At 42.1% G+C, this 23,336-nt stretch carries 17 protein-coding genes and 2 tRNA genes; 5 read left to right on the top strand and 14 right to left on the bottom strand.

What is annotated here, in order from left to right:
• Positions 1 to 184: 184 nt before the first annotated feature.
• From WAZ74_RS04560 to WAZ74_RS04545, 4 genes are all read right to left on the bottom strand, one after another.
• On the bottom strand, positions 185 to 964 hold the full coding sequence (locus WAZ74_RS04560; RefSeq protein ID WP_422306244.1) for a 16S rRNA (uracil(1498)-N(3))-methyltransferase: 780 nt from the start codon (positions 962 to 964) through the stop codon (positions 185 to 187).
• Positions 961 to 2,553, bottom strand: coding sequence for a 3-deoxy-D-manno-octulosonic acid transferase (locus tag WAZ74_RS04555; RefSeq protein ID WP_422306242.1), 1,593 nt, complete (start codon positions 2,551 to 2,553; stop codon positions 961 to 963). Before WAZ74_RS04555 ends, WAZ74_RS04560 begins: the two co-directional genes overlap by 4 nt.
• Before the next feature lie 132 nt (positions 2,554 to 2,685).
• Entirely contained in the window at positions 2,686 to 4,329 is a 1,644-nt protein-coding gene (locus WAZ74_RS04550; protein WP_422306240.1) for a tetratricopeptide repeat protein, read from the bottom strand.
• A gap of 164 nt (positions 4,330 to 4,493) precedes the next feature.
• Positions 4,494 to 6,134 (bottom strand): cardiolipin synthase, encoded by a 1,641-nt coding sequence (locus tag WAZ74_RS04545; protein ID WP_422306238.1) that lies wholly within the window; start codon positions 6,132 to 6,134, stop codon positions 4,494 to 4,496.
• A gap of 262 nt (positions 6,135 to 6,396) precedes the next feature.
• Between WAZ74_RS04545 and WAZ74_RS04540 the strand changes: the two genes are divergently transcribed.
• Positions 6,397 to 6,472: transfer RNA gene (locus WAZ74_RS04540), tRNA-Val, on the top strand.
• A 54-nt stretch (positions 6,473 to 6,526) separates the two neighbouring features.
• Positions 6,527 to 6,603: transfer RNA gene (locus WAZ74_RS04535), tRNA-Asp, on the top strand.
• Positions 6,604 to 7,063: 460 nt separating this feature from the next.
• Here WAZ74_RS04535 and WAZ74_RS04530 read toward each other — a convergent pair.
• Positions 7,064 to 7,501: a CopD family protein gene (locus tag WAZ74_RS04530; RefSeq protein ID WP_422306236.1), complete on the bottom strand. Its 438-nt coding sequence runs from the start codon at positions 7,499 to 7,501 to the stop codon at positions 7,064 to 7,066.
• Positions 7,502 to 7,561: 60 nt separating this feature from the next.
• Between WAZ74_RS04530 and WAZ74_RS04525 the strand changes: the two genes are divergently transcribed.
• Positions 7,562 to 8,041, top strand: a complete 480-nt coding sequence (locus WAZ74_RS04525; protein WP_422306234.1) for a hemerythrin domain-containing protein — start codon at positions 7,562 to 7,564, stop codon at positions 8,039 to 8,041.
• 255 nt (positions 8,042 to 8,296) lie between these two features.
• Here WAZ74_RS04525 and WAZ74_RS04520 read toward each other — a convergent pair whose 3' ends face one another.
• The 3 genes from WAZ74_RS04520 to surE form a co-directional block, all read right to left on the bottom strand.
• Positions 8,297 to 9,601: a lytic murein transglycosylase gene (locus tag WAZ74_RS04520; protein ID WP_422306232.1), complete on the bottom strand. Its 1,305-nt coding sequence runs from the start codon at positions 9,599 to 9,601 to the stop codon at positions 8,297 to 8,299.
• 148 nt (positions 9,602 to 9,749) lie between these two features.
• Positions 9,750 to 10,562, bottom strand: coding sequence for a LysM peptidoglycan-binding domain-containing M23 family metallopeptidase (locus tag WAZ74_RS04515; protein WP_422306230.1), 813 nt, complete (start codon positions 10,560 to 10,562; stop codon positions 9,750 to 9,752).
• A gap of 113 nt (positions 10,563 to 10,675) precedes the next feature.
• Positions 10,676 to 11,488, bottom strand: coding sequence for a 5'/3'-nucleotidase SurE (gene surE, locus WAZ74_RS04510; RefSeq protein WP_422306228.1), 813 nt, complete (start codon positions 11,486 to 11,488; stop codon positions 10,676 to 10,678).
• Positions 11,489 to 12,048: 560 nt separating this feature from the next.
• On the opposite strand from surE, the gene WAZ74_RS04505 reads away from it, so the two are divergent.
• Both WAZ74_RS04505 and WAZ74_RS04500 read left to right on the top strand, forming a co-directional pair.
• Positions 12,049 to 12,483 (top strand): MCR_0457 family protein, encoded by a 435-nt coding sequence (locus tag WAZ74_RS04505; protein WP_422306226.1) that lies wholly within the window; start codon positions 12,049 to 12,051, stop codon positions 12,481 to 12,483.
• 489 nt (positions 12,484 to 12,972) lie between these two features.
• Positions 12,973 to 14,139 (top strand): D-alanyl-D-alanine carboxypeptidase family protein, encoded by a 1,167-nt coding sequence (locus WAZ74_RS04500; RefSeq protein ID WP_422306224.1) that lies wholly within the window; start codon positions 12,973 to 12,975, stop codon positions 14,137 to 14,139.
• A gap of 165 nt (positions 14,140 to 14,304) precedes the next feature.
• On the opposite strand, the gene WAZ74_RS04495 is transcribed toward WAZ74_RS04500, so the two are convergent.
• From WAZ74_RS04495 to ispG, 6 genes are all read right to left on the bottom strand, one after another.
• A complete protein-coding gene (locus tag WAZ74_RS04495; protein ID WP_422306222.1) occupies positions 14,305 to 16,266 on the bottom strand; it encodes a sensor histidine kinase in 1,962 nt (653 codons plus the stop codon).
• Positions 16,267 to 16,473: 207 nt separating this feature from the next.
• The gene (der, locus tag WAZ74_RS04490) at positions 16,474 to 17,895 is read right to left on the bottom strand and encodes a ribosome biogenesis GTPase Der (RefSeq protein WP_422306219.1); all 1,422 of its coding nucleotides are present in this window, start codon (positions 17,893 to 17,895) and stop codon (positions 16,474 to 16,476) included.
• 473 nt (positions 17,896 to 18,368) lie between these two features.
• On the bottom strand, positions 18,369 to 19,577 hold the full coding sequence (bamB, locus tag WAZ74_RS04485; protein ID WP_422306217.1) for an outer membrane protein assembly factor BamB: 1,209 nt from the start codon (positions 19,575 to 19,577) through the stop codon (positions 18,369 to 18,371).
• Positions 19,578 to 19,767: 190 nt separating this feature from the next.
• Entirely contained in the window at positions 19,768 to 20,562 is a 795-nt protein-coding gene (locus tag WAZ74_RS04480; protein ID WP_422306215.1) for a YfgM family protein, read from the bottom strand.
• 114 nt (positions 20,563 to 20,676) lie between these two features.
• A complete protein-coding gene (gene hisS, locus WAZ74_RS04475) occupies positions 20,677 to 21,990 on the bottom strand; it encodes a histidine--tRNA ligase (RefSeq protein ID WP_422306213.1) in 1,314 nt (437 codons plus the stop codon).
• Between the two features lie 127 nt (positions 21,991 to 22,117).
• Positions 22,118 to 23,233 (bottom strand): flavodoxin-dependent (E)-4-hydroxy-3-methylbut-2-enyl-diphosphate synthase, encoded by a 1,116-nt coding sequence (gene ispG, locus WAZ74_RS04470; RefSeq protein WP_422306211.1) that lies wholly within the window; start codon positions 23,231 to 23,233, stop codon positions 22,118 to 22,120.
• Between the last annotated feature and the right edge of the window lie 103 nt (positions 23,234 to 23,336).

Raw genomic sequence — 23,336 nt, 5'->3', positions numbered from 1 at the left:
CCTTAATGTCTGGAAACCATATACTAATGGAAATGAGATTAATTATCAATACATTTTATTTAACTCAGTAATTCAGCTAAATGATGACTTATTGATAATGCTTAAAAAGCTGTTTTTAAGCCAATTTTTATGCTTAATAGTATGGGTTTAGCCTTGATTTAGCATTGGTTTTTTAACTGTTGTTTTATAACAGCCATTGCCCCAAAATGACATTAACTGCCGCTTCCGTACGCAATATTCGTTGACCTATATATACGGCTTGGCAACCTTGTGTGGCAAGCAACTCAACCTCATAATCAATCCAGCCGCCTTCTGCGCCTATAAATACTATACTTGGTAAAAAAGCCGTCTTATTTGACGAACTGGAATCTACAGATAAAATCTCATTTTTTTCAGGTGTTACCAACGCTTGTTGTTGCAGGTATTGTGAAAATGATAATGCAGCATAAGGGTGTGCGACGATTGCTCGATTGCTAATTAGAGGCGCTAATTCATCTTCAACAAAGGGTTTAAAGCGTTTTTGTAGGCTAATACGCGGCGCAACGGTATCAACACTTTGTTGCAGTCCTTCTAATACAAATTCATCCAAACGACCTAGCATTGGACTTTGCCAATAGCTCTTTTGGGTGCGATAGCTATTAATAAGAATAATGTCGCGTACGCCAAGCGCGGTCATATCCATAATGAGACGGCGCAATACTTTTGGTCGGGGCAATGCTAATACTACGGTGAGATCTAGCTTTGGTGGCGGAGCCATCGTCAACTGTACATCACGCAGCTGAATATTTTCAGGTGTTATATGCTCAATGATAGCAGTGCCGAGATTACCGCCAAGCTGTCCGATCTTTAAGCTATCACCCACTTTTGCTGCTAATACTTTATCAATATGAGCTATTTGCGCTACTGTATTAATTTGGGCAGAGTCACCTGAGAAATTTGCAGCCGGCAATAAAATACAGTTCATAGCGTCTCTGAGTTTAAATCTTGAGTCGAATGCTGCTCAATAACGTCTTCAATCATCGATAGCTGACGACTCAATACTGCCTGTTGCTGCTCTGTCATCTGCGCGCCTGCGCGCCCTGCTTGCTTAGCTAAGGATTCATGATTTAACCAGTGTTTTAGCTGTTGATAAAGAAGCGTCTCATCATCTAAAGACTTTTTATCCGTCTCAGACGAATGCGTTTGAGCGCTTTGCTCATCACCCGCAGTGGGACTATAAACCTCGTTCTTTGGTTGATATAACGCTCCGACACTAGCTAGTTTATCTACGACGCTTTGGCAGGATTGCGTATGAATACCCATCAATACTGGCGTTGCCACACTTGCAGGCTCGACCGGATTATGACCACCAATATCTACTAATGAGCCACCGACAAACGCCACATCAGCGAGCGCAAACCAAGCCATCAGCTCGCCCATACTATCTGCCAGATATACTTGTGTTTGCGTTGTGACAGTGTCATCAATACTACGCCGTGCCATTGCAAACCCTGATCTTTGGATACGCTCTGCCACTTCATCGAAGCGTTCTGGATGCCTAGGAACGATAATTAATAGTGCTTCTACTAATATAGGATTGGACAATATTTGCTGCTGCCATGCCAATACAACTTCTTCCTCACCGCTATGAGTGCTTGCCGCCACCCAAATAGGACGATTAATCATGCCTAAATCTGTGGGGATATCGCTCGTGCATGATTCTATATCAGTAAGCTCATCGGCTATATCGCCCTCTATATTAGCGACTTTATCCTCCAGCTTAGGTGTATTAATCACCCACTTCAGCGAGCCTGCCACACGGATTTGCGCACTATGCGCACCCAACTGCCGAAAACGTTTGGCAGAGTCATTATCCTGCGCAATAATCAAACTCAGATTTTTCATCATACTGGCGCTCACCGCACCAATCTTTTGATAGCTTTTAAAAGAAGATGCTGACAGTCGCCCATTGACCAAGATACTCGGAATATTATGCTCGGATAATTTGGTTAAGATATTTGCCCATAGCTCTGTTTCCACAAATAAGGCGGCCACAGGTTGCACATGAGTCAAAAACGTCTCGATCACAGCCGGACTGTCAACAGGCACATAACTATGGCTTAATCGACCTTGCGCAATGTCCTCGGCAAAACGACTGGCACCGCGCGCAAAACCTGTCTGTGTAGTATTAGTCAACCATATCCGATAACCACGAGCCAATAACGCCTCTAATAATGGTGCGACTGTATTGGTTTCACCTAAGGATACGGCATGGCACCATATGACTTTTTTATTATTATTTTCGTAGCCATAGCCATTTACATCCGCTTTAGCATTTGCCGTACTTACTGACTCATTCACAGGCGATGCTGGATAACGCTTCCCAAAACGCTGCTCAACTTCTTGTTGATAATTCTCACGTTTATGCGAGCGTCGCCATACTTGCAGACGGTATAGCGGCTTTAGTAAGCCAATGCTCACTTGATAATATAGGGGTGGTTTAGAAACCGCTCGGCTCTGCATAGGCTGAACGGTTGCACTAAAGGGTTTTGCTGAGGTATCAGAAGATGGCATGAAGAAGCTCAGATTATTAATGGATCAGACAAGAGGAAATGGTGATGAAAAACGCAACAATTCTACCTGAATTCTGCGCTTAACGATAAGCTTTTAAATACAAATAAATGCAAAGCTTAAGACACCGTTTCTTTAAACAAGAAAGATGATGAGTAATGCTATAACGATAATCACAGCAAACAATATCTGATAGCGCTTGAGACTATGCTGCTCTTGCTTTTGCGTCGTGATTAACGCCTGCGCTTGCTGCCATTGCTCTGCCAAACTGGCAGCCTCTGCATGACCGTTTTCTGCGGCTTGCTCTAGCCAATATTTACCAATGTTTATGTCTTGTGGCAGACCTACTCCTTGGTAATACATTTTACTCAGTAGACGCTGGGCACGACTGTCATTTTGACTGGCTGCTTGCTTCACCCATTCAACCCCTGAATCTGCGCTAGCTGCTTTATCCGTTTTTAGACCTTCAGCAAGTAACTCATACATCGCAAGACGCAGCATAGCAGCAGTATTGCCAGCATTTGCAGCGTCTTGTAATATCAGCAGCGCTTGCTTTTTTGAATCTACATGAGCCTCTGAAAATACCATTTGCGCGCGTGGTTTCTGTTGCCGAGCGATATGCTGTTCAAACTGATCCAAGACCTTACGCGCTTGCTCATATTCCGTCTTGCCAGCCGATTGTATTACCTCTATCTCATCTAGCTCTGTTAGCAGCTGAACGAAAATCTCCGGCGTTGGCGATATTTTTACCGCTGTTTGCAAAGTAGCTGCGGGCTTAGTAGCTACCAATGGTATCGTTGGCGCTAATGGCGACTCTATTTTAGAAACTACAGACTTAGAAGTTGGAGATTTGGAAAGTGCAGATTCAGAATATTCAGGTTTTTGCTGAAGCTGATTTTGATATATTTCCGTATCAACTGGCTTATTTAGAATGATTTTTTTAGAGATTTCATCATTCACAACTATAGCGGCTATCGATTCTTTATTAGTATGCTCATTTAATAATGGATCGATTAATAATGAGTCGTTATAAGTAGCAGTTTGGCTCGTATTAATAGCCCTAGCTGAATCAACATTGGGATGACTATTTTGAGTAATGCTTTGAGTAATGCTTTTATCAATATTTGGCGTGTTGTTTGAAGCGTTATTTGAAATGTCACTTGGCGTCGTTATTGATAAGCTCTTATCATCAATAGAATTTGGCAGTCTTGCACTGACCGCTTGATATAAACCGCTTGGCACTTGACCACCTTGCACCGATTTAAACGGCCGGTCGATATGACCAAATAGACGCAACCCTATCGTCTCTAACGCAAAAAACAGAGGTGCTTTTACATTATCATTACTATTTTGAGTGTTTTCATAGACAGTATGATCAGAGCCATAAGATACCGCCATATGCTGATAAAAATCATCTGTTATCAGCGATAATTCCGGATAACGCTGACGTAGCTCAAACTGACCAAACCAATGCGACGCATGTTGCCATTGCTGTGCCAATACTCGTCCTGCATAAAACGCTAAAAACACCATAAAATTACGATAGCGCTCGTCCGTTAATAACGTTGCCTCATCCCACATGCTAGCCTTAATCATATCGCGGCGTATCTGCGACAGCAAAACATCTACTCGCTGTAAACTTGCCAGCGATTCATCCAATGTGCAGTGGCGCAACTCTGCTTCATAAGCAATACCGCCAGCGATAGGACGCTTAGCTAAAAAATCCTGCCAATAGCCTGCTGCAATATAATCAAGTGGCGTTAAGGGTGATGCAGACATAAGAAAAGCGTATCCTTTAAAAATATACAGTGATAATAGAGAGGATCAGGTAATCACGATGATAATATAAAATGTGTCGCTTACCTTAACCTAAAATCCAAATAGCTACAATCCAAATAGCTACAATCTGAATCCTTGCAACAGCAGTCTATATGATACTAATTCTACAATAACGGACTAAACAAACGCACCACATTATCGAATAAGCGTTCATAATCACGGCGCTGTTGCCATTCCTCTAACCCTAAGAAGCGACAGCTTTGTAAATATGACTCTTGGCATGCAGCCACTTGTGCGACCATCTCTGGGGTATAGATAGCCAAGCTGACTTCCATGTTCAAATAAAAGCTGCGCATATCAATATTAACGGTGCCAAATAGGCAATAATCATCGTCGATGACCACGGTTTTAGCATGTAACAGACCGCCTTTAAACAAGGCAATGGTCACGCCAGCTTCCAACAATTCTTGATAGTAAGCTTGCGAAGCGTGCTGAACCAAGAACGAATCGACCTTTTCAGGAATAATGAGCGTGACTTCAACCCCGCGCTTTGCTGCCGTGACCAGCGCCCCTGATAGTGCCTCATCAGGTACAAAATAGGGTGTAGTGATGCGAATACGCTTATTGGCGCGATGTAGAATAGTCACTAACGTATTATAAATGACATGTGCCGTCACTTGCGGTGCTGAAGGAATCAGCTGCGCGACCACACCTTTTACGATAGGCAACTGCGGAATGATAGTAGACATTGACCCAGTACTGGTCTGCTCAAAAGGCTCTATATCCTTATTTAACACTTTTATTCGACTATTGATATCATTGATGGTTGGATGGCGCACATACAATTTACGCGTATAGCTATTCACTCGTTGGTGTAACGCGTCTAAATTGTCACTATTCTCAGCACCAATATCGGTGACCACTACCTTTGCCATCGCGGTTGTAATACTGATCTCATTATCGCTGACGCTGCGTATTGCCACATCAATCCATTCACCGACATCTTTATCCTGCTTAAAAAACTTAGGATCAACTAAATTAAAGCTGCCGATATACCCAATGTACTCATCAATGACTACAATTTTGCGATGATTACGCAAATCAGAACGTTTAAATAATGTCTTAAATAGTCCTACTGGCAGCGATTGGTGTACAAAAACGCCAGCTTTTTCTAGTTTTCGATGTTCAGCACTGTTAAAAAAGCTAAAACTACCCACACTATCGATCAGAATGTGACATTCCAAACCGCGCTGAGCGGCCGCTATCAACGCTTTTATCACATCTAACACTTGCCCCTTGGGGTAAATAATATAAAACTCCATTAAAATAGTGCGCTTGGCAGCATTGATATCATCGATCAAACGCTTAAAAATAATATTAGGGTGTGTCAATAGTTGCATGTCGTGGTCTGAAAACACACCGAACCCTGTCCAACGCGTCCCAATTTGACTGACACCGCGGTAATGCTCGGATAGGACCTCTTGACCTTCATCAAAGATCAGTCGCTCCCGCTGTGCCATCTCATTCATAAGCAACCGGGCTTGATCCATGCGATTGCGATAACGGCGACCAATCATCGGCTCGCCTACCAAAATATAAGCAATCAACCCAAACACAGGCAGCGTAAACAGAATAGCTATCCACGCAATGGCTACTCCAATGTTTCGCTGTACAGAGACAATCCGCAAGGTCATCACTATCATCAGAACAATATGAACTATCAGACCCAGTCCGGCAAAATCAGTCCATGACCATGCCGCAATTTGCTGCTCAGTAGTCGCTAAAGCTTCTATATTCGCCTCCAATCATCAGCACAACTAAATATAATTGACCCAGTATAGTGGCTTTTAACGTGCACGCAATAGGTAACTATGTAGCCACTACAGGGGTTGCCACTGTATTTAGTGCTACTCTTAGCAAAATTATTAACAAGCATTTTATAAAAAACGTGAAATAGTATTTGACAGCCATGTGTAAGTGTATATAATACACACCCACAGCAGCAGAGCTTAGTGACAAACTTAGAGCTCGGTTAATGTGGAATAAATTGCCTAGCAATTGTTCGAAGGGTGATTAGCTCAGTTGGTAGAGCGTCTGCCTTACACGCAGAATGTCGGCGGTTCGAATCCGTCATCACCCACCACTATTTTAGTGAAGTGGGCCTCTTTAAAAAGGTGAAACGCTAAAGACGACCTAAGCAGCGGTAGTTCAGTTGGTTAGAATACCGGCCTGTCACGCCGGGGGTCGCGGGTTCGAGTCCCGTCCGCTGCGCCATATTTAGTAAAAAGTTAAAACGAATTTAAACTTTCGAGTTTAAGCAAGTTTCGCCTCAAACATAACTTTGTTTGAGGTTTTTTTGTGTCTGAATTTCCGCTTAAAACCTTTATCCGTAAGAGTTAGTTATTCTTTCTTTATCACCCCTTGAGAAGTAATATACTTTTTAACAATGTATTTTCTATAAGTCTGTGTGCATGCATTCTGCTTTTTAAGAATTGGTGACCAAGTGCTTATTACAACTTGCGACCAAATACCGATCATCATTATAAATTTACATGACATACTTGGGATGGGGTAATATCTCATGGTCAAAGATTAGAGTTTCATCCGCTGCGCCATATTCTGTCTTAAACATAAAACGCATTTACACCGTTAAGTTTAAGTACGTTTTACCTCAATTATTTGTATATCTAATTTTCTGTGCTTATCATTTTATTTAAATAACTCACTGAAGCCATCAAAAACCTGTACGGAATAACGTACCGATCACTACAAACGTGACTGATAACAACGTCACTAAAACAATATTAACAGCAAATCCATTTAAATTGTCTGCTGATAAACGTGGTATCACCCAAAAACGCGCATGCATAGCGACAGTAGCCGTCATCAATAAGAGTATTAACTTTATACCAATCAAGATGCTAATATCGTTATCAAAAGCAAACCAAGCGCTCACATTAGGCAAGATATTATGAGCCATCCATAAGCCCGTAATAATTTGGATAGCTAAAGCTGGCATCCCAATCTTTTCAAACTGCTGCTCAAATTGTAACAACGCGTCTAAATTACGTGAAGATAGCACTTTAGGCAGTATCACTAATGCTAAGATTAAATGACCACCTGTCCAAATTGCTGCGCCGAGTAAGTGCAGGATTAGTAGATAGTTGAACATATAGCATCCCTCCAAATAATTGACAAATCATGATTTCTCGAATCATTAAGGTATTGTATTATGAAGCGCGCCAATCAATTACAGCCACTATCACGCCAGCATCATCTTGGGCTTAACCTGTCTCGCCATGCTAAAGAATGCAGTGATGAGCCTGAAGAAGTTGCCAAACACTGGGATAATCTCACCTCTTACATCAGCGATATGCAACATCACTTTCAGATTGAAGACAACATAATCGCTCATGCTTTAGAGCCTTACCGCGCCTCGCACTCTGACGTTGCCTCAGTACTTGATACGCTTGATGGTCAGCATAAGCAGTTATATAAACTGATGGATGAAGTTGAGCAATCACAAAAAACTGTTAGTAAGACTATAACCGCTGTGCAAGTTCAAGAATTGGGCGCTCTATTATACGACCATATTCGTTTCGAAGAACGAGAGTTGTACCCTACGGTGGAGAAATATCTGACAGAAACAGAACTTGATGCCGTTTATGCAGCAAGTCCAGACAGTATTAAGCGTCCCGATGAAAATCGCTAGCGCTTCAAACAGTATGATTGAAGTAGCACTTTCACTTTAACTTATTAAAAAAAGTCCTCAAACGAAACGAGCGCCAATATTGAACTCGTTTGTCTGAGGACTTTTTTCTTATCATGTTACAGGCTAGCTTATATTGTGAACGATTAACCTCAGACTATCTAGAATAGCCCTTATTCATAACCATTATTCAAAAACAACCGTTGAAAACAACCGTTGAAAACAACGATTATCCAAAAACAGTGATTTCAATCTGTCTCACCATGACGCTAATGAAGACGCACTACGTTGAGTGATAAAGCCATCTGGGGTCTGACCGTTGGCTGCTTGCCAGCGCTGAAACGCATTGCGAGTATTGGTACCAACGATACCATCAGAGCCTTTCGTATCATAGCCTGAGCTGGTCAAACGCTGCTGTAAATTACGTACTTGCGACGTTGATAACGGACGCTCATAACGCGGCCATGACTTTTGCAATCCACCTTGTCCGACCAGTGCTTTACCCAATAAGCTGACACCTAGCGCATAGCTTGATGAATTGTTATAGACTTTGATTACATCAAAGTTTGGGCTTAGCAGTAGCACTGGACCGTCTTTACCAGCCGGCAGCCATAGCTCCATGTGAGTATTACCATTTAAAGACACATCGGCTATGGTATCAACGCCCATGGCTGCCCATCTAGCAGCCGTTTGCTTGGTACCAACGGTCGAATAATCAAATGACGACGGAATAGTTGCTTCATAAAAAGGTGCTAAACCACGTACCCAACCTGAATTGCTCAGATAATTGGCCGTCGAAGCCAAAGCATCACCCGTTGCCCATGGGTTACGATGTCCATTACCATCGCCATCTACGCCATGCTTAAGCCACGTATCAGGGATAAACTGCGTCTGTCCCATGCCGCCTGCCCAAGAGCCATCAAGCTGTGACCAAGACACATCGCCGCGCTGCAATAGCGTCGCTAACGATAGTAACTGAGTTTCAGCAAACTCTTGGCGGCGACCGTCATAGGCAAGGCTTGCAAGCGAGCTTGGTATACTGCTATTACCAGTCACGACGCCATATGACGATTCCATACCCCAAATAGCAGCGATGATTTCTGCATTGACACCATATTGTGATTCTAACTGTGATAAGAATGAGCGCTGCTCAGCAAACTTACGCTTACCCGTACTCACGCGGCCATCTGATACGGCAGAATCAACATATTCCCATGGCATTTTAGAGAATTCTGGCTGTCCTGAGTCAAGCGAGATAACTTGCTGATTTAAGTAAGCAGAATCAAGCAGACGGCGAACCGTTGAAGCATCATGGCCTGATGAAATCGCGCGCATAGAGAAGTCAGACTTCCAGTCAGAAAAGCTATTATAGCTCGGCTTTGCAACTGGCGTCGGTTTGATGACTGGCACTGGCGTCGGCTTCACCTGAATGGTTTGCGTCTGGGTAATTTGGACATTCCCTTGACGAACCGGCTTATTAGGCTGCTGCATCGCCTGCTGACTGGTACAGCCGACCATAACCAAGGCTGGAAAAAGGGTCAGGTATTGTTTTTTTAGTTGCATAATAAGTCTCAAGTATCAATAAGTAAGTTGGCTTAGTTAAATCCATTTAATGAAGTGGCTTAAGTAAAGCCTGTAAGCAAAATTTATAAGTAAAACCACTCAATAGCCAAGTAACGAAACAAGTTGCATTAAATTTAATATCCTGAATTTAACGCCCTAGCACTGCACGCGGATCGATAGGATTGCCATTTAAGCGCACTTGAAATTCTAAGCCTACTTGATTGGTTTGACCACTGTTACCCATATTTGCAATACGCTGACCTCGTTGGACGCTATCGCCTTCTTTAACAAGCAACTGGCTGTTATGGGCGTAGGCGGTGATATAGTTATCACTATGACGAATCATAATAAGCTCGCCGTATTCTGGCAGACCATTACCGGAGTAAAGCACCGTACCTGATTGACTGGCAAGTACCGGATCGCCCACTGTGCCAGCGAACCACATACCCATATTGCCAGCGGCTGCATCAAAGTTACGAGTTATTTGGTTGCGAGTCGGATATTCATAACCAGAGGTTGCATTGGCAGTGACTTCATAAACGGGGTTTTGCGAATAATTGGGTGTACTTGTCACTGGCGGCGTGTAGGTTGGTTGTGCAGGCGCAGAGGTGTTGTTCGAGGCATTGTAGCGATTGTTATTAGTAGCACCTGCAGGCTCACCTTGCCACAATTTGAGCCATTGACCACTATAAATCGTATATTTACTGTCTAAACGATTGAGTGCCCCGATTTGACGGTAACTAATACGATAGCGCTCGGCAATTTGACTGACCGTATCGCCGCGCTGTACACGATGATAGTTAGGCACACCTTGACCATTGGTAATAATTTTAGGCCCAGCTTGGTTGGCTGATTGGTAAGTAGGCTTGGTTGCACAGCCCACCATAGTGACTGCAGCGACCGTCATAGTGCCCATCAATGCCAACGTTGCAAAGCGCGATCCAGCAATAAGCTTCTTCATATAAGATTTCCTATTCTTTATGTTACTCACAAACTCCTTGTGTTACTCACAAGCATTTTGCTAATTGTTATATCGTTAGGTGTTTAGCTACCATCGTCAATATTCGATTTAGTTTACAGCACTAGCGTTGAGAGCGTATCGAGTGCGGCGATTGGCGTATGAGGTAATCGTACTGGTGACAGACTAATATAACCTGCGGCAACCGCTTGCTCGTCTGTCAAGTTTATTGCAGATGACTGAACGTCTTCTGTTTCTGCTGACTGCTCATTCTGACATTTACGTAGAGATAACCAATAAGCATCTCGTCCACGTGGGTCGACCATATTGTGTACAGGACGTGCAATCTGACTGTGACCTAAGGAGGTTATCTTGCGACCTTTGATGTCATCAACACTACCAACATCAGGAATATTAACGTTTAATACGTGATAGGGCAAATTTTTACACATATCCAATATTGGCGTATCTACCAATAGTTTAACAATCTCATCTGCTGCCATTTGATAATGACTGGCTTGCTCTTGCCCGTCACCTTTTACCCCGCCGCCCACTAGGGAGGTCGCGATGGCTGGTATGCCAAAAAGCTGTGCGGTCAATGCTGCCCCAAAGGTGCCAGAAAATAAAACATCCTGACCAAGATTAGCACCTGAATTGATACCAGTAATCACACAATCAAAGCGTGTATGGCGATACAACTCATGTAAGGCCATATAAATACAATCAGCAGGCGTACCATTGACGGCAATGAAGCCAGAATCTAACTGATGAGTATATAAAGGCGTGGTGATACTCAATGAGCTCGCGCAGCCACTTTGTTCATTATTTGGCGCGACTACCATGACCTCACCAATACTGGATAATGCCTGATATAGTGCCAGTAACCCTGGGGCATGAACCCCATCATCATTACTAATTAAAAATTTCATTTTTACTCAATAAATTTATAAATGACCATCTGTCTACTTATCTGCTTTGTTATCGCAAAATTGCTATAATCAACCTACTCTATTGGATTTTTGTGCGCGCTGATTTTTTATACTTTTGATTAAAGCTAGTGCTTATATTTTCTTAAATCCCTGATTTAATATCTGCTTAAGTCTTTATTAGACATTCTGAACTTCTGTCTGAGATTTTGATAGACACGACTATATTTTGGGCGATTATACCCTAATAGTCCATAGACACGAACCCAGTCTTTATGCAGAATTTGCTTGATAGTCGAGTTTATTGCTTACTTTGTCGTTGCGAATACCGTCATTTTTTAGCGTAAAAACCTCTGGCGAGGTTACAGTAGGCAACAACCTACAACAATATTAACTTATACTTTTATGTTGACGTAACTTACCCCTTTATACTACTGATATGTTGCTGTAGACGCTGTTTGGCTCACAATATATCTACACATAAAGCAATATTTTATGTGACTTTTGTTTTTTTACCCATTAACATAGCACCATTAAATAAAGATAAGCGAGTGTAATACTGAATGAATAATCAATCGATATTATCTATAGTTTCTATACTAGCAAAGACTGCCTCAAAAGTTGGGCTCGCAGGACTGATAACGTCTGTTGCTATGCTGTCTCAAGCGACCAATGCCGCGTCTAATTCTGCGACTACCATCCCTCTAGATTTATCCGGCGTTAATATCACTAAGCACGAAATTGCAGTTATGCAGGTGCTGGCAGAGATATGTCCGTCGATGCTGAGTGGCAAACAAAAACAACGCTTTTATAAATCTTATAACGTCCAGCTTCACGAGTTGATGCCATCGTTAGAAGATCCAAAAGCGGCTATCCAATACCTGTCTACACAGCAGGATTACCGCCAGATATTACAAGGTATCCGTAGCTGGACGATGGGCTTCTCTAAGCAAGAAAACAAAGCCTTATGCGAAGATTTAGCGGATGCTGAATATTAGTAGTAAAATCTTGCGAATGAGCGTGCTAAAGTAAAACTGATAATATCCGCCATAATTAACGACAATAACTCAGCGGCATTATCTATTTATAACGTTTATATCTTATAACGTCTGTATCGAAATGCTTAATTAGCATTATGGAAAAATATCTTTATAAGCTTAGCCATTTAGGTAACTTGATCTAAAAGCTTGCTGTTATCCTAGTTAACTAATAGGGATAGCAGCAAGCTTTTTTATGAGTGATTTTTATAAATCTGGCTACTCTATTTTCAATAACGTCTTATTTTATTGCATATATCGTTTCCCCATCGGTCGGCATTTTGCTAAGATAAGGCGTTAATTTTATGTCCATCGCTCAGTCGTCACTGCTCCCCTCCAAAATCTATTTTAAACCTTAGATTTGACTTAGCTTATCTAAGTTATATATGAGATTCAGTACCAGACATAAGCGATAGATACATTTGGTTTTATGATGCGGTGTAACAATCTATGACAGTAAAGCGTGTGAAAAAACAGTTGGTACAGCTGGTAGTGGGCGTCAGTATTTCTATGAGTGCAATGATGGCGAACGCAGCCATACAGCCACCAGAGATGGAAAATACGGCCTATGTATTAATGGATTATAATACTGGCGAGATATTGGCACAAAAAAATGCTAATCAAGCACTACCGCCAGCGTCCTTGACTAAAATGATGACCAGTTACATCATTGAGCAGCGCTTAGCATCAGGTGACCTCAAAGAGGACGAACAAGTACTGATGAGCCCGAATGCTTGGTGCCGTGGTAGTAGCAGCCAATCATGCATGTACGTGCCAGTAAATAAAACGGCGAGTGTCATCGATATGCTACGCGGTATTATCATTCAGTCTGGTAATGATGCCTCAATGGCTATGGCTGAACATATCGCCGGTAGCGAAGCATCATTTGCTATTTTGATGAATGAGCAAGCGCAAAAGCTTGGTATGGAAAACACCAATTTTATTAACTCTACGGGTATGCCTGACGAAGGTCACCAAGCTTCCGCTTTAGACTTGGCGAAATTGGCACGTGCTATTGTCAAAAATAGTGGCGACTACTACGGTATTTATGCAGAAAAAGAGTTTACCTATAACGGTATCACTCAAGGTAATCGTAATGCCCTGCTTGCCACTGATCCGACGGTTGATGGTCTAAAGACAGGACATACAGACGCTGCAGGCTATTGCTTGGTTGCTTCTAGTAACCGTGAAGGTATGCGCTTAATTTCTGTCATCATGGGTACCAAAAGCCAGCAAGCACGTGCTGATCAGTCACGTGAATTACTTAATTGGGGTTTTGGTCATTTCACAACCGTTACCAAAGCACCTGCTGGGCAGTTTGTCAGTAAAGTACCCGTATGGTTTGGGGAGTCAGATGAAATAGAGGTTGCTACTGGCGATAACTTACAAATTCTGACCAGTAAAACCCAAAAGAATAAAATCACGACTGTGGTCAATATTCCTGAAAGCTTAGAAGCTCCTATCAAGAAAGGCCAAGAAATTGGTAAAATGATGGCGGTTATCGACGGAAAAGCAGTGGCATCTGTGCCTATTATTGCGACTAGCGATATAGAGCAATCAGGTTTTATGAGCCGTACATGGCAACGTTTTAGTCGCTGGATGCAAAATTTATTTTAACCAATTGTTTAAAACATAGCTTTAAATCATAACTTTAAAACATGGCTTTAAAAAACAAGTTCTAAATAATAACGCTTTTATCAATAATTTTAATATTTAAAAAAAGACGCCTTTATATAGGGCGTCTTTTTTATGTCTGCTTTTATATACGTTTCATATCTATTACTACGACCATGCTAGCCAGCTTTTTAATAAATCACTCAGAGCTTTATCTTCATAATTGGCAACCGCACAATAATCTATACCCGCTGCTTTTAAACCAAACTCAAAACTGTCTAAATGTCGTGTTTGCTGCTGTGGATACCAAAATACCAATAATGCACGATAATCCGTCTCAGAGGCACGGATACGGCTTGCTAATGACTCTGCTTTTCTTGCGAATACATCTTCTGCAAACATGAGCATATTGACTTTTTTTGTCCTCATCTCATCAATAACAAGCTGCTCATGTTGATAGCAGATGACAGAAGCGCCTAAATGCTCTAATTCATCCACCAAAGATCCTTTCTCATGATAATAGTAATATACCACTGTCAATCCACTCAGTAGCTGCTGCTGTCGAGGTTGACGTTGGTTAGACATGGGAATGGTAAGTGTAAAATCCGTACCCACCCCTAGCTCACTGTCAACTTTAATGCCTGCACTCATGAGCTGAACCATTTGCTTAACTACTGGCAAGCCAATACCTGTACCCTCATATTGACGAGTTTTTGAAGAATCTACCTGAAAGAATTGATTAAAAATATCTTCTATAAAGTTGTTGTCAATGCCGATACCGGTATCTTTGATATTAATCTGCCAGCGATTACTGTTATCAAAGTGGGTCAACTGGGAGGCAATAGTAATCTGTCCTGCTGGGGTGAATTTAATCGCATTGTTAACGAGTATCGATAATATCTGCTGTATTTTTTCGACATCGCCCTCAAGGGTATAATCTGTATGATGGATATGGCTAATTAACGCTAAGCCTTTTTGCTTGGTAGCTGGCTCAAAATCTGCCAAAAGGTCAGCGATTACTTGCAGCGGGTTAAATTCACGCGACTGCAGACTGATTTGACCTTTTTGACTCTGATTCAACTGAATAATTTGATCCAGAGCCAACACCAAATTGTCGCTACCATTTCGAATGATATCAACCGCGTCTTTTTGCTCGTGGTTTAAATGCTCATCATCCAATAGCTGCAAGCCGCCGACAATTGCATTCAGTGAGGTTTTTAGCTCATGGGTAATCATACTTTGAAAATTGTGCAGCTGCACATCAAGCGACAAGTCTTTGTGATGCAATTGTTGCTCAAAAACAGCAAGCGCCTGATAGTCTTGCTTAGAAACTTGTAAACGATTGAATAGAGTGATAAAAGCCTGCTTAATTTTCACCAATTCTTGAAAACCAAAACGCTGCTGAATCATAGGTAATTGATCAAGTTCTAGATTTTTTATCACCATATCACAGACTTCAGTGAGCGCTGCAATATCTTTAGACGGCCAGTTCAGCTTACGCAGAATAAACAATGCCCAAATAATAGCCAAAATCGTCGTAATGAGCCAAAGTAATAGATTATTTTTAATCCAATTTACACGCAGTGTTGCTACATTTAAGGTGATATTAATATGACCAACCAAGGCATTGTCAGTATTTAGTTTATTAGAGATATCAGAGACAAGCGTATTGTTTGGCAAGCTTATAGCGGGTCGCTGGCGGGCGCTTGTTTGGTTGGTATTTGTATCACCTATATCTATAGATGGTGCAATATTATTGGTATGATCGCCAATTACGGGATAATTAAAGCTAACAGTATTGGCAAATAAAGCATTTTCCCAATCACCGCTTAATTGATTGGCATCAACAATAGGCTGAGAAGTGGTATAAAATAAGATACTTTTAATACCAAGCTCATCTTTTAATAAAAAACGTACTTGCTCATTAACAATATCATCCGCATTTTCCGTCGAAGCACTAATACTCAGTAAAGTAGCGAGCTGCTGAATATGCTGACGTGTCTCTTTATAATGCTGCACGAAGCCATACACAAAAGATAATAGCAGACCTGCCAATACAGCCAAAATCATGGTCTGCATGATAGACTGCCAAATGAGCATAGGAAGTGTTTGAGATGGACGGTTGTTCATATCACTCAACTGAGTTAAGACAACTTTTGGTTATATTACAGCTATTTTAAAAGCATGATAATTAGAACATAAGATTTTGATACAAATTTTTGATGCGAGGCTTCAACACAATTTTATTATGATAACTGGGATAGTCATCATAACAAAGTTGTATAGAACGTACTTTATCTGCTAGAAGAACATAAAGACGATGGTAGTTTGGTAAAATTAACGCGGTTTTTTCTCTTTGGTAGTAAATTTCTGCGCGCGATTACGTTCGCGTTGACGCAGCTGCTGTGCTTTAGCTTTGGTTGGCGTGTCGCTTTTATTGGCGTATGGATTGTCATTTTGTTTAAAGATAACATTGAGCGGCGTACCTTCAAGCTTAAATACCTGACGGAATTGGTTTTCAAGATAACGCTGATAGCTTTTCGGTAGCGACGTCGTTTGGTTACCATGAATCACAATCACAGGTGGGTTATGACCACCAATATGCGCATAGCGTAACTTGATACGGCGACCAGCGACCGTTGGCGGTGGATTGGCAGTGACAGCATCTTCTAGAATTTGCGTCAAACGATTCGGCGATACTTCAAACATAGACGATTGATACGCGCGCAAGATAGACGGATATAAATTACCCACGCCTGTACCGTGTAGTGCTGATATTTGATGGATTTTGACATAAGGAATAAAGTTAAAACGACGATCCATTTCTATCTTAATATAGTTTTTTTGATCGGCAGTCAGACCATCCCACTTATTGATCGCCACAACTAAAGCACGACCAGCATCCAGTGCATAACCAATCATATGCAGATCTTGATCGACGATGCCTTCATGAGCATCAATAACAATAACGGTTACGTTAGAGTCTTCAATTGCTTGCAAGGTTTTAATAACTGAGAATTTCTCAACTTTTTCATCGATTTTACCGCGGCGACGTACGCCAGCCGTGTCAATCAATACGTAATCTTTGCCTTCACGCGTATACGGGATATAGATACTATCACGAGTGGTACCTGGCATGTCAAAGACGACAACGCGGTCTTCACCTAACAAACGGTTAACTAGCGTCGATTTACCAACGTTTGGACGACCGATAATGGCAAGTTTCAAGCCTTGTGGCTCAACCACATTTTCTTGACTAGGCATATCAGCGGTCAATACTTCGAGCAGGTTACCGACACCGCGACCGTGACTAGCCGCCATCGGATAAGGTTCGCCTAAGCCTAACGCATAAAACTCAGCAGGTGCTGAATCATGCACGCCATCGACTTTATTGGCAACCACATAAACCGGCTTGCCAAGGGTATGTAAAAACTTACCAATTTCGGCATCAGCACCAATCATCCCAGCACGCGCGTCGACCACAAACACAATAATGTCGGCTTCATGAATGGCAGTATACGATTGCTCAGACATATAATCATCAATATCGCCTCTGCCATCGTCCGCTTCACCAATACCACCGGTATCAACAACAATAAAAGCTTTGTCTTCGTAGCTTGCATCACCGTATTGACGGTCACGAGTCAGCCCTGACAAATCGGCAACTAATGCTTGACGACTTTTAGTGAACTGGTTAAATAAAGTGGATTTACCGACGTTTGGACGACCAATTAAGGCGACCACAGGCTTGATACTCATGGGTTACTCTCAGTGAAGGGCACAATAACGAACAATGCGACTACTTAGATAAAATCTCTTTTACAACGCTAATTTATCGTAATAAAAAGTAGTAAATAGCAGCAGCTGACCGTAAATTTAAATGAATGATAAAAATAAAATAATAGTAAAAAATACTTACTATCTAACAATGAATAAATGATGTTCAAGTAATTGAATCATATATATGTAATATTTATAGGTACTATTTATAGGTACTACGTATCGTATATAGGTATTACGTATCGCTATTATATAGAGATAACACCGATAATGCATCGGTCGCATAGCGTACGCGAAAGCCAATATGTAAACAAGCAATTTTAAAAGGCATTAAACGCTGACTATGCAGCGTTTAATCTATTCACCATAAGCTCTTCATACGTCTATTATCACTCAGAATATTTAATAAGAGCTATAGAAACACTTATTAGATAGACAGCTAAGAATCCGTATTAGCGTGCCAACTGCCAAATAGCGACTTGCCCTGACGTGCTTTGGGTCATCAAGCGGCTACCTTGTACTTGCAAATTGGTCAACGCCCCTTTGGTCTGTACACGGCTGACGATCTTACCGCTGGCTGGGTCAAATAAATGCACCACCCCATCGAAATCACCCACTGCAATGTAATTACCGATCATCACAGGATTGGTTAAGTGACGATAGGCCAACTCTTCACTTTCCCACAAGACTTCACCATTACTGCGGTTATAAGCGACGACTTTACCATCTAAACTGGTGCCAATAACTTGCTGATTGTTTACTGCAAGCGCTTTTAAACTGGCAAGCTCATTGACGAACATCACTTGTCGTGAGGCTAAGTCAATGCCCAATAACTGACCACTATAACTGATGGCAAATAATTGATTGTTGTCTACCGTAGGCGTTCCATCGACATCGCTCATGCGCTCGACTTCACTGCTACCTGCACCAACACCAACGCGTCTTGACCAGAGCGGCAAGCCATTATCCGCTGTAACGGCATGCAAACGCCCATCAGCAGTGGCCAACAATGCAGTCTTATCATCCAATAAAGTCGGTGCGGCACTACCACGCACACTAATAGCAGGCAATTGAGTCGCAAACTGCCAGACTGACTGACCGGTCTGTAGCGATAAGCCATGTAAAAAACCATCATTAGCCGACAGGATAACGCGGTTATTGGTAATGAGGGCTGGCGTCAACACTGAACCTGTTAACTGTTGCTGCCAGCGTTTTGCGCCAGTTGCACTGTCAAACGCCATCACTTGACCGCCACGGGTACTAATAATAGCCGTTTGGCTGAGTGCATCTAATGCCACACCGCCTGTGATTTGCTCGCCGATATTGACTGACCATAAACGCTGACCCGCCTTATCAAAACCTATCAAGTCACCACCGCGTGATGCCGTAACGATTTGCGAGTTAGCATAACCAACTTGTAAATCGAGAGGATCTTTTTTACTGACGTTTTTATTACCGACGTCAGTACTAAAAACAGGCTGCAAAACACTAAGCGGTTGCGCAATTTGTACCAGTTTTACCGGGTCATTAACCACTGGCTTAATACCTCGATTACACCCGACAACCGCAGTTGCCATCACTGCAATTACTGCTACGTGCATGGCCGTCGACTTCATAGTCTTGGCTTTTATAGTTTTGTTAGAGCGAATAGCTAGAGTCATTATAGGGTCTCACTACAAATAAATTAATCATTAATAAATTAGCGATCAGCAAGCACGTGGCGAATAATAGTAACAATGTACCTTAAATAAGTACTGATTATTAATACTATACTACTGACTTACTGCGCTAATTCGTTTGTAGAACAGTTTGAGGTATTGCTATATTAGTGAACAGATTCGAGCTGAGCAATTATGCGCCAGTATTTGCAGCACTTTCTGCAGCTTCTTCAGTCACTACTGGTTGCGGCGGCGTAGCAGACTCTTGGATAAGAGTCGTTTGCTCATCGATAGGCTCTGGCACTATACCAAGACTTTCCATTTTTAATGCTAATACTGCACGTGTTTCTTTGCGATCACGTAACAACTCCCAAGCATTATTGTAAGATTTAACCGCTGAGTCTTTATTATCTTGTGCTAGATAAATATCGCCTAGCAATTCTTGCTGGCTGGCTGCAAACGAGCTTGGCATATCATTATTGGCCTCGGTCAATGCCGCTTTTGCATCTCCTGCCGCTAACAGTGTTGTCGCATAGCGCAGACGAGTAATTGCCTCTAAGCCTGCATCTCCTAAATCAATCGCTAATGCTTTTTTAAAGGTTTCATTTGCGGCAGCAAAATCATCACTATCAACTTGCTGACGCGCTTTAATCATCAATGCCTGCCAAGCGTAGACAGATTGTCCATGTGTACTCACCAAAGCATCAATGTCTTTATCTAGCTGGGTACGACTCTCAGCCAATGACGCTTTTGCTTCAGCTTCTAGGTCTGGATTTTGAGACGCTAAGCTGACTTCTTCGTTCAAGCGCTGGATATCAGCGTAGCGATCCGCCGCAACTGTATCTACTCGCGCATGATTGTTCTGCCAATAAGTCCAGCCAAAATAGGCGGCTAACGCTAACAAAATCGCAGTGACAATATAGCTGCCATATTGCTTTAACGCTTGCATTGAGTTGTCTGTATTCGGCGAATTAGGGGTCAGAGCCATATACTTTTACCTGATAAAATTTATATTAAATTGCTAAAGCTAAGCACATTGGCATATAAAAACAATGCCATGTTAACTCAAATAATTAGCTAACTATATTAATGCGAGCAAAAATTAATGGCGAGAAAAATTCTCTTTATTCGACAACCAATCTTGCGCGGCAGTCTGCTGTTCACCGGTCTGCATATCTTTAATACTAATGGTGTGATCATCAAGCTCTTGCTGAGCGATAATAACGGTCAATGCAGCGCCTGACTTATCTGCTTTTTTCATTTGTGCTTTCAGACTTGTCGCACTTGCCATTTTTACCCGCAAATCGGGACGACTGTAACGCAAGTTTTGGGCATAATTAATACCTGCACTATAAACCTCTGGATGGGCAACCACAAAAATATCGCAAGCTGGCAGATCAGTAATCGGTGCAACAGCTTCAATCAGTAACAATAAACGCTCAAGCCCCATCGCAAAGCCAACCGCTGGTTCAGATTTTACTGGCTTGCTGTTCTCTTTATTATTCTCTTTGCTATCACGCACATCTATAGACTTTAGCTGTCCGACTAGACCATCATAGCGACCACCAGCACAGACAGTCGCTTGACTACCAAGCTTGTCAGTTACCCACTCAAACACTGTTTTATTATAATAATCAAGACCGCGTACTAAGTGCGGATTAATCTCAAAATTAATACCAAGTTCAGTCAAATAAGTTTGAACTTGCTCAAAATGTGCCACACTTTCCTCACCCAAAAAGTCAGCAAGCTTTGGTGCATTGACCAATAGCGCTTGGGTGCTGGCTTCTTTACTATCTAGGATACGTAGCGGATTGGTCGTCAAACGACGTTTACTATCGTCATCCAGCTGCTCTTGTTTGTCAGTTAGATAGTTTACGAGTGCTTCGCGATAAGCATGACGCTCATCAATCTCGCCTAAACTATTCAATTGTAGGCGCATCTCATCTTTTAGACCCAATGCTTGCCACATCAGATGCGTCATCGCAATCAGTTCTGCATCCGCATCCGGTAATGCACTACCAAAACTCTCGACACCCAATTGATGAAACTGACGATAACGGCCTTTTTGTGGACGCTCATAGCGGAACATCGGGCCAATATACCAAAGTTTCGGTGTATCACCGCGTAATAGATTGTGCTCGATGACGGCCCTTACCGCCCCTGCAGTCCCTTCAGGACGTAAAGCTAATGGCGTTGGCGGATCAGATTTATCAGTAAAGCTATACATCTCTTTTTCGACGATATCAGTTGCGCCGCCAATAGCACGGGCAAATAAGTCGGTTTGCTCAACGATAGGTAAGCGAATATGCTCATAACCGTATCTGCCCAGCACGTCAGCCAATATCGACTCTAAGTGCAGCCATTTTGCAGACTGTTCAGGCAAAATATCATTAAACCCTTTAATCGCTTTAATCATGGTACGGTCGTGTCCTTAAAATTTTTAACAGTGATTGTTGTTATTATTATCTTTGCGCTTCATTGAGCGTTGTTTTAACGGCTAACTTGCACTTAAATGATTTGCACTTATAAACCAAAATTATCAATTACCTTACGCGAATGATCTCATTTTCACGTTTTTTTGCTAAGTCTTCTGCATGGGCACGTACCATACTCTCTATCTCATCGACTAGATTATCTGTATCAATCAGATGGCTTTTTTCACCCATACGGTATACCAGCGATTTTGGTGCCGCACCGACGATACCAATATCGGCTTCTTTGGCTTCGCCCGGACCGTTCACTTTACAGCCAATCACTGACAAATTCATCGGTTCACGAATATCTTCTAGACGTGATTCTAGCGCGGTCATCACCCTAATCACGTCAAACTCTTGGCGTGAACAGCTTGGGCAAGCAATAAAATTAACACCGTTAGAGCGAATATTCAGCGACTTTAAGATATCAAAGCCAATTTTAATTTCTTCTTCCGGCTCTGCAGCCAATGAGATACGGATAGTATCACCGATTCCATCTAATAATAAACCACCAAGCGCAATGGCAGATTTGACCGAACCGGTACGATAAACACCGGCTTCGGTCACGCCTAAATGTAATGGGTTATCAATCTGTGCAGATATAAGACGATAAGCATCCATGGTCAAAAATACATTACTGGCTTTGACCGATACTTTATATTGATCAAAATTAAGACGCTCTAATATATCGATATGACGCATCGCTGATTCAAGCATCGCTGCGCCATTCGGCTCCTTATACTTACGCTGAATGTCTTTTTCTAAAGAGCCAGCGTTAACGCCAATACGAATGGGAATATTATAGTGCTTAGCACAAGCAACGACTTCGCGTACTTTGGCATCGCTACCAATGTTACCAGGGTTAATACGTAAACAATCGGCACCGGCTTCAGCAACGGCTAAGGCAATTTTATGGTCAAAATGCACGTCAGCAATCAATGGTACGCTGACCAATTTGCGAATTTCACCAAATGCTTTGACCGTATCCATCGTCGGGGTCGAAACCCGCATCAAATCTGCGCCTGCTTCTACGCAGCGCTCAATCTGTGCAACGGTTGCTGCCACATCACAAGTATCGGTATTAGTCATGCTTTGCACGCTAATCGGTGCATCGCCGCCGATCGCAACATCACCGACATATATTTTCTTGGTAAGACGACGGTTAATAGGCGCTGACGTTGACATAAACAAACCCTTTCATTGGAACGAGAAGAACGGAAAATGAACGTGATTATAATCGTTTTCAAACAATTGTTTTTGAATAGTTGCTTTTAAGCCACTGTTAAGC

Origin of the sequence: Psychrobacter sp. (assembly GCF_049295055.1) — a bacterium.
In the GTDB taxonomy this organism is placed as follows: domain Bacteria; phylum Pseudomonadota; class Gammaproteobacteria; order Pseudomonadales; family Moraxellaceae; genus Psychrobacter.
Note: the sequence above shows the minus strand (reverse complement) of the source record. Positions and strands in the feature narration are given on the sequence as shown.

Excerpts from the sequence above, each read along its gene's own strand:
- WAZ74_RS04560 (WP_422306244.1), bottom strand. The coding sequence starts at position 964 with ATGAACTGTATTTTATTGCCGGCTGCAAATTTCTCAGGTGACTCTGCC.
- WAZ74_RS04555 (WP_422306242.1), bottom strand. The coding sequence starts at position 2,553 with ATGCCATCTTCTGATACCTCAGCAAAACCCTTTAGTGCAACCGTTCAG.
- WAZ74_RS04550 (WP_422306240.1), bottom strand. The coding sequence starts at position 4,329 with ATGTCTGCATCACCCTTAACGCCACTTGATTATATTGCAGCAGGCTAT.
- WAZ74_RS04530 (WP_422306236.1), bottom strand. The coding sequence starts at position 7,501 with ATGTTCAACTATCTACTAATCCTGCACTTACTCGGCGCAGCAATTTGG.
- WAZ74_RS04525 (WP_422306234.1), top strand. The coding sequence starts at position 7,562 with ATGAAGCGCGCCAATCAATTACAGCCACTATCACGCCAGCATCATCTT.
- WAZ74_RS04520 (WP_422306232.1), bottom strand. The coding sequence starts at position 9,601 with ATGCAACTAAAAAAACAATACCTGACCCTTTTTCCAGCCTTGGTTATG.
- WAZ74_RS04515 (WP_422306230.1), bottom strand. The coding sequence starts at position 10,562 with ATGAAGAAGCTTATTGCTGGATCGCGCTTTGCAACGTTGGCATTGATG.
- surE (WP_422306228.1), bottom strand. The coding sequence starts at position 11,488 with ATGAAATTTTTAATTAGTAATGATGATGGGGTTCATGCCCCAGGGTTA.
- WAZ74_RS04505 (WP_422306226.1), top strand. The coding sequence starts at position 12,049 with ATGAATAATCAATCGATATTATCTATAGTTTCTATACTAGCAAAGACT.
- WAZ74_RS04500 (WP_422306224.1), top strand. The coding sequence starts at position 12,973 with ATGACAGTAAAGCGTGTGAAAAAACAGTTGGTACAGCTGGTAGTGGGC.
- WAZ74_RS04495 (WP_422306222.1), bottom strand. The coding sequence starts at position 16,266 with ATGAACAACCGTCCATCTCAAACACTTCCTATGCTCATTTGGCAGTCT.
- der (WP_422306219.1), bottom strand. The coding sequence starts at position 17,895 with ATGAGTATCAAGCCTGTGGTCGCCTTAATTGGTCGTCCAAACGTCGGT.
- bamB (WP_422306217.1), bottom strand. The coding sequence starts at position 19,577 with ATGACTCTAGCTATTCGCTCTAACAAAACTATAAAAGCCAAGACTATG.
- WAZ74_RS04480 (WP_422306215.1), bottom strand. The coding sequence starts at position 20,562 with ATGGCTCTGACCCCTAATTCGCCGAATACAGACAACTCAATGCAAGCG.
- hisS (WP_422306213.1), bottom strand. The coding sequence starts at position 21,990 with ATGATTAAAGCGATTAAAGGGTTTAATGATATTTTGCCTGAACAGTCT.
- ispG (WP_422306211.1), bottom strand. The coding sequence starts at position 23,233 with ATGTCAACGTCAGCGCCTATTAACCGTCGTCTTACCAAGAAAATATAT.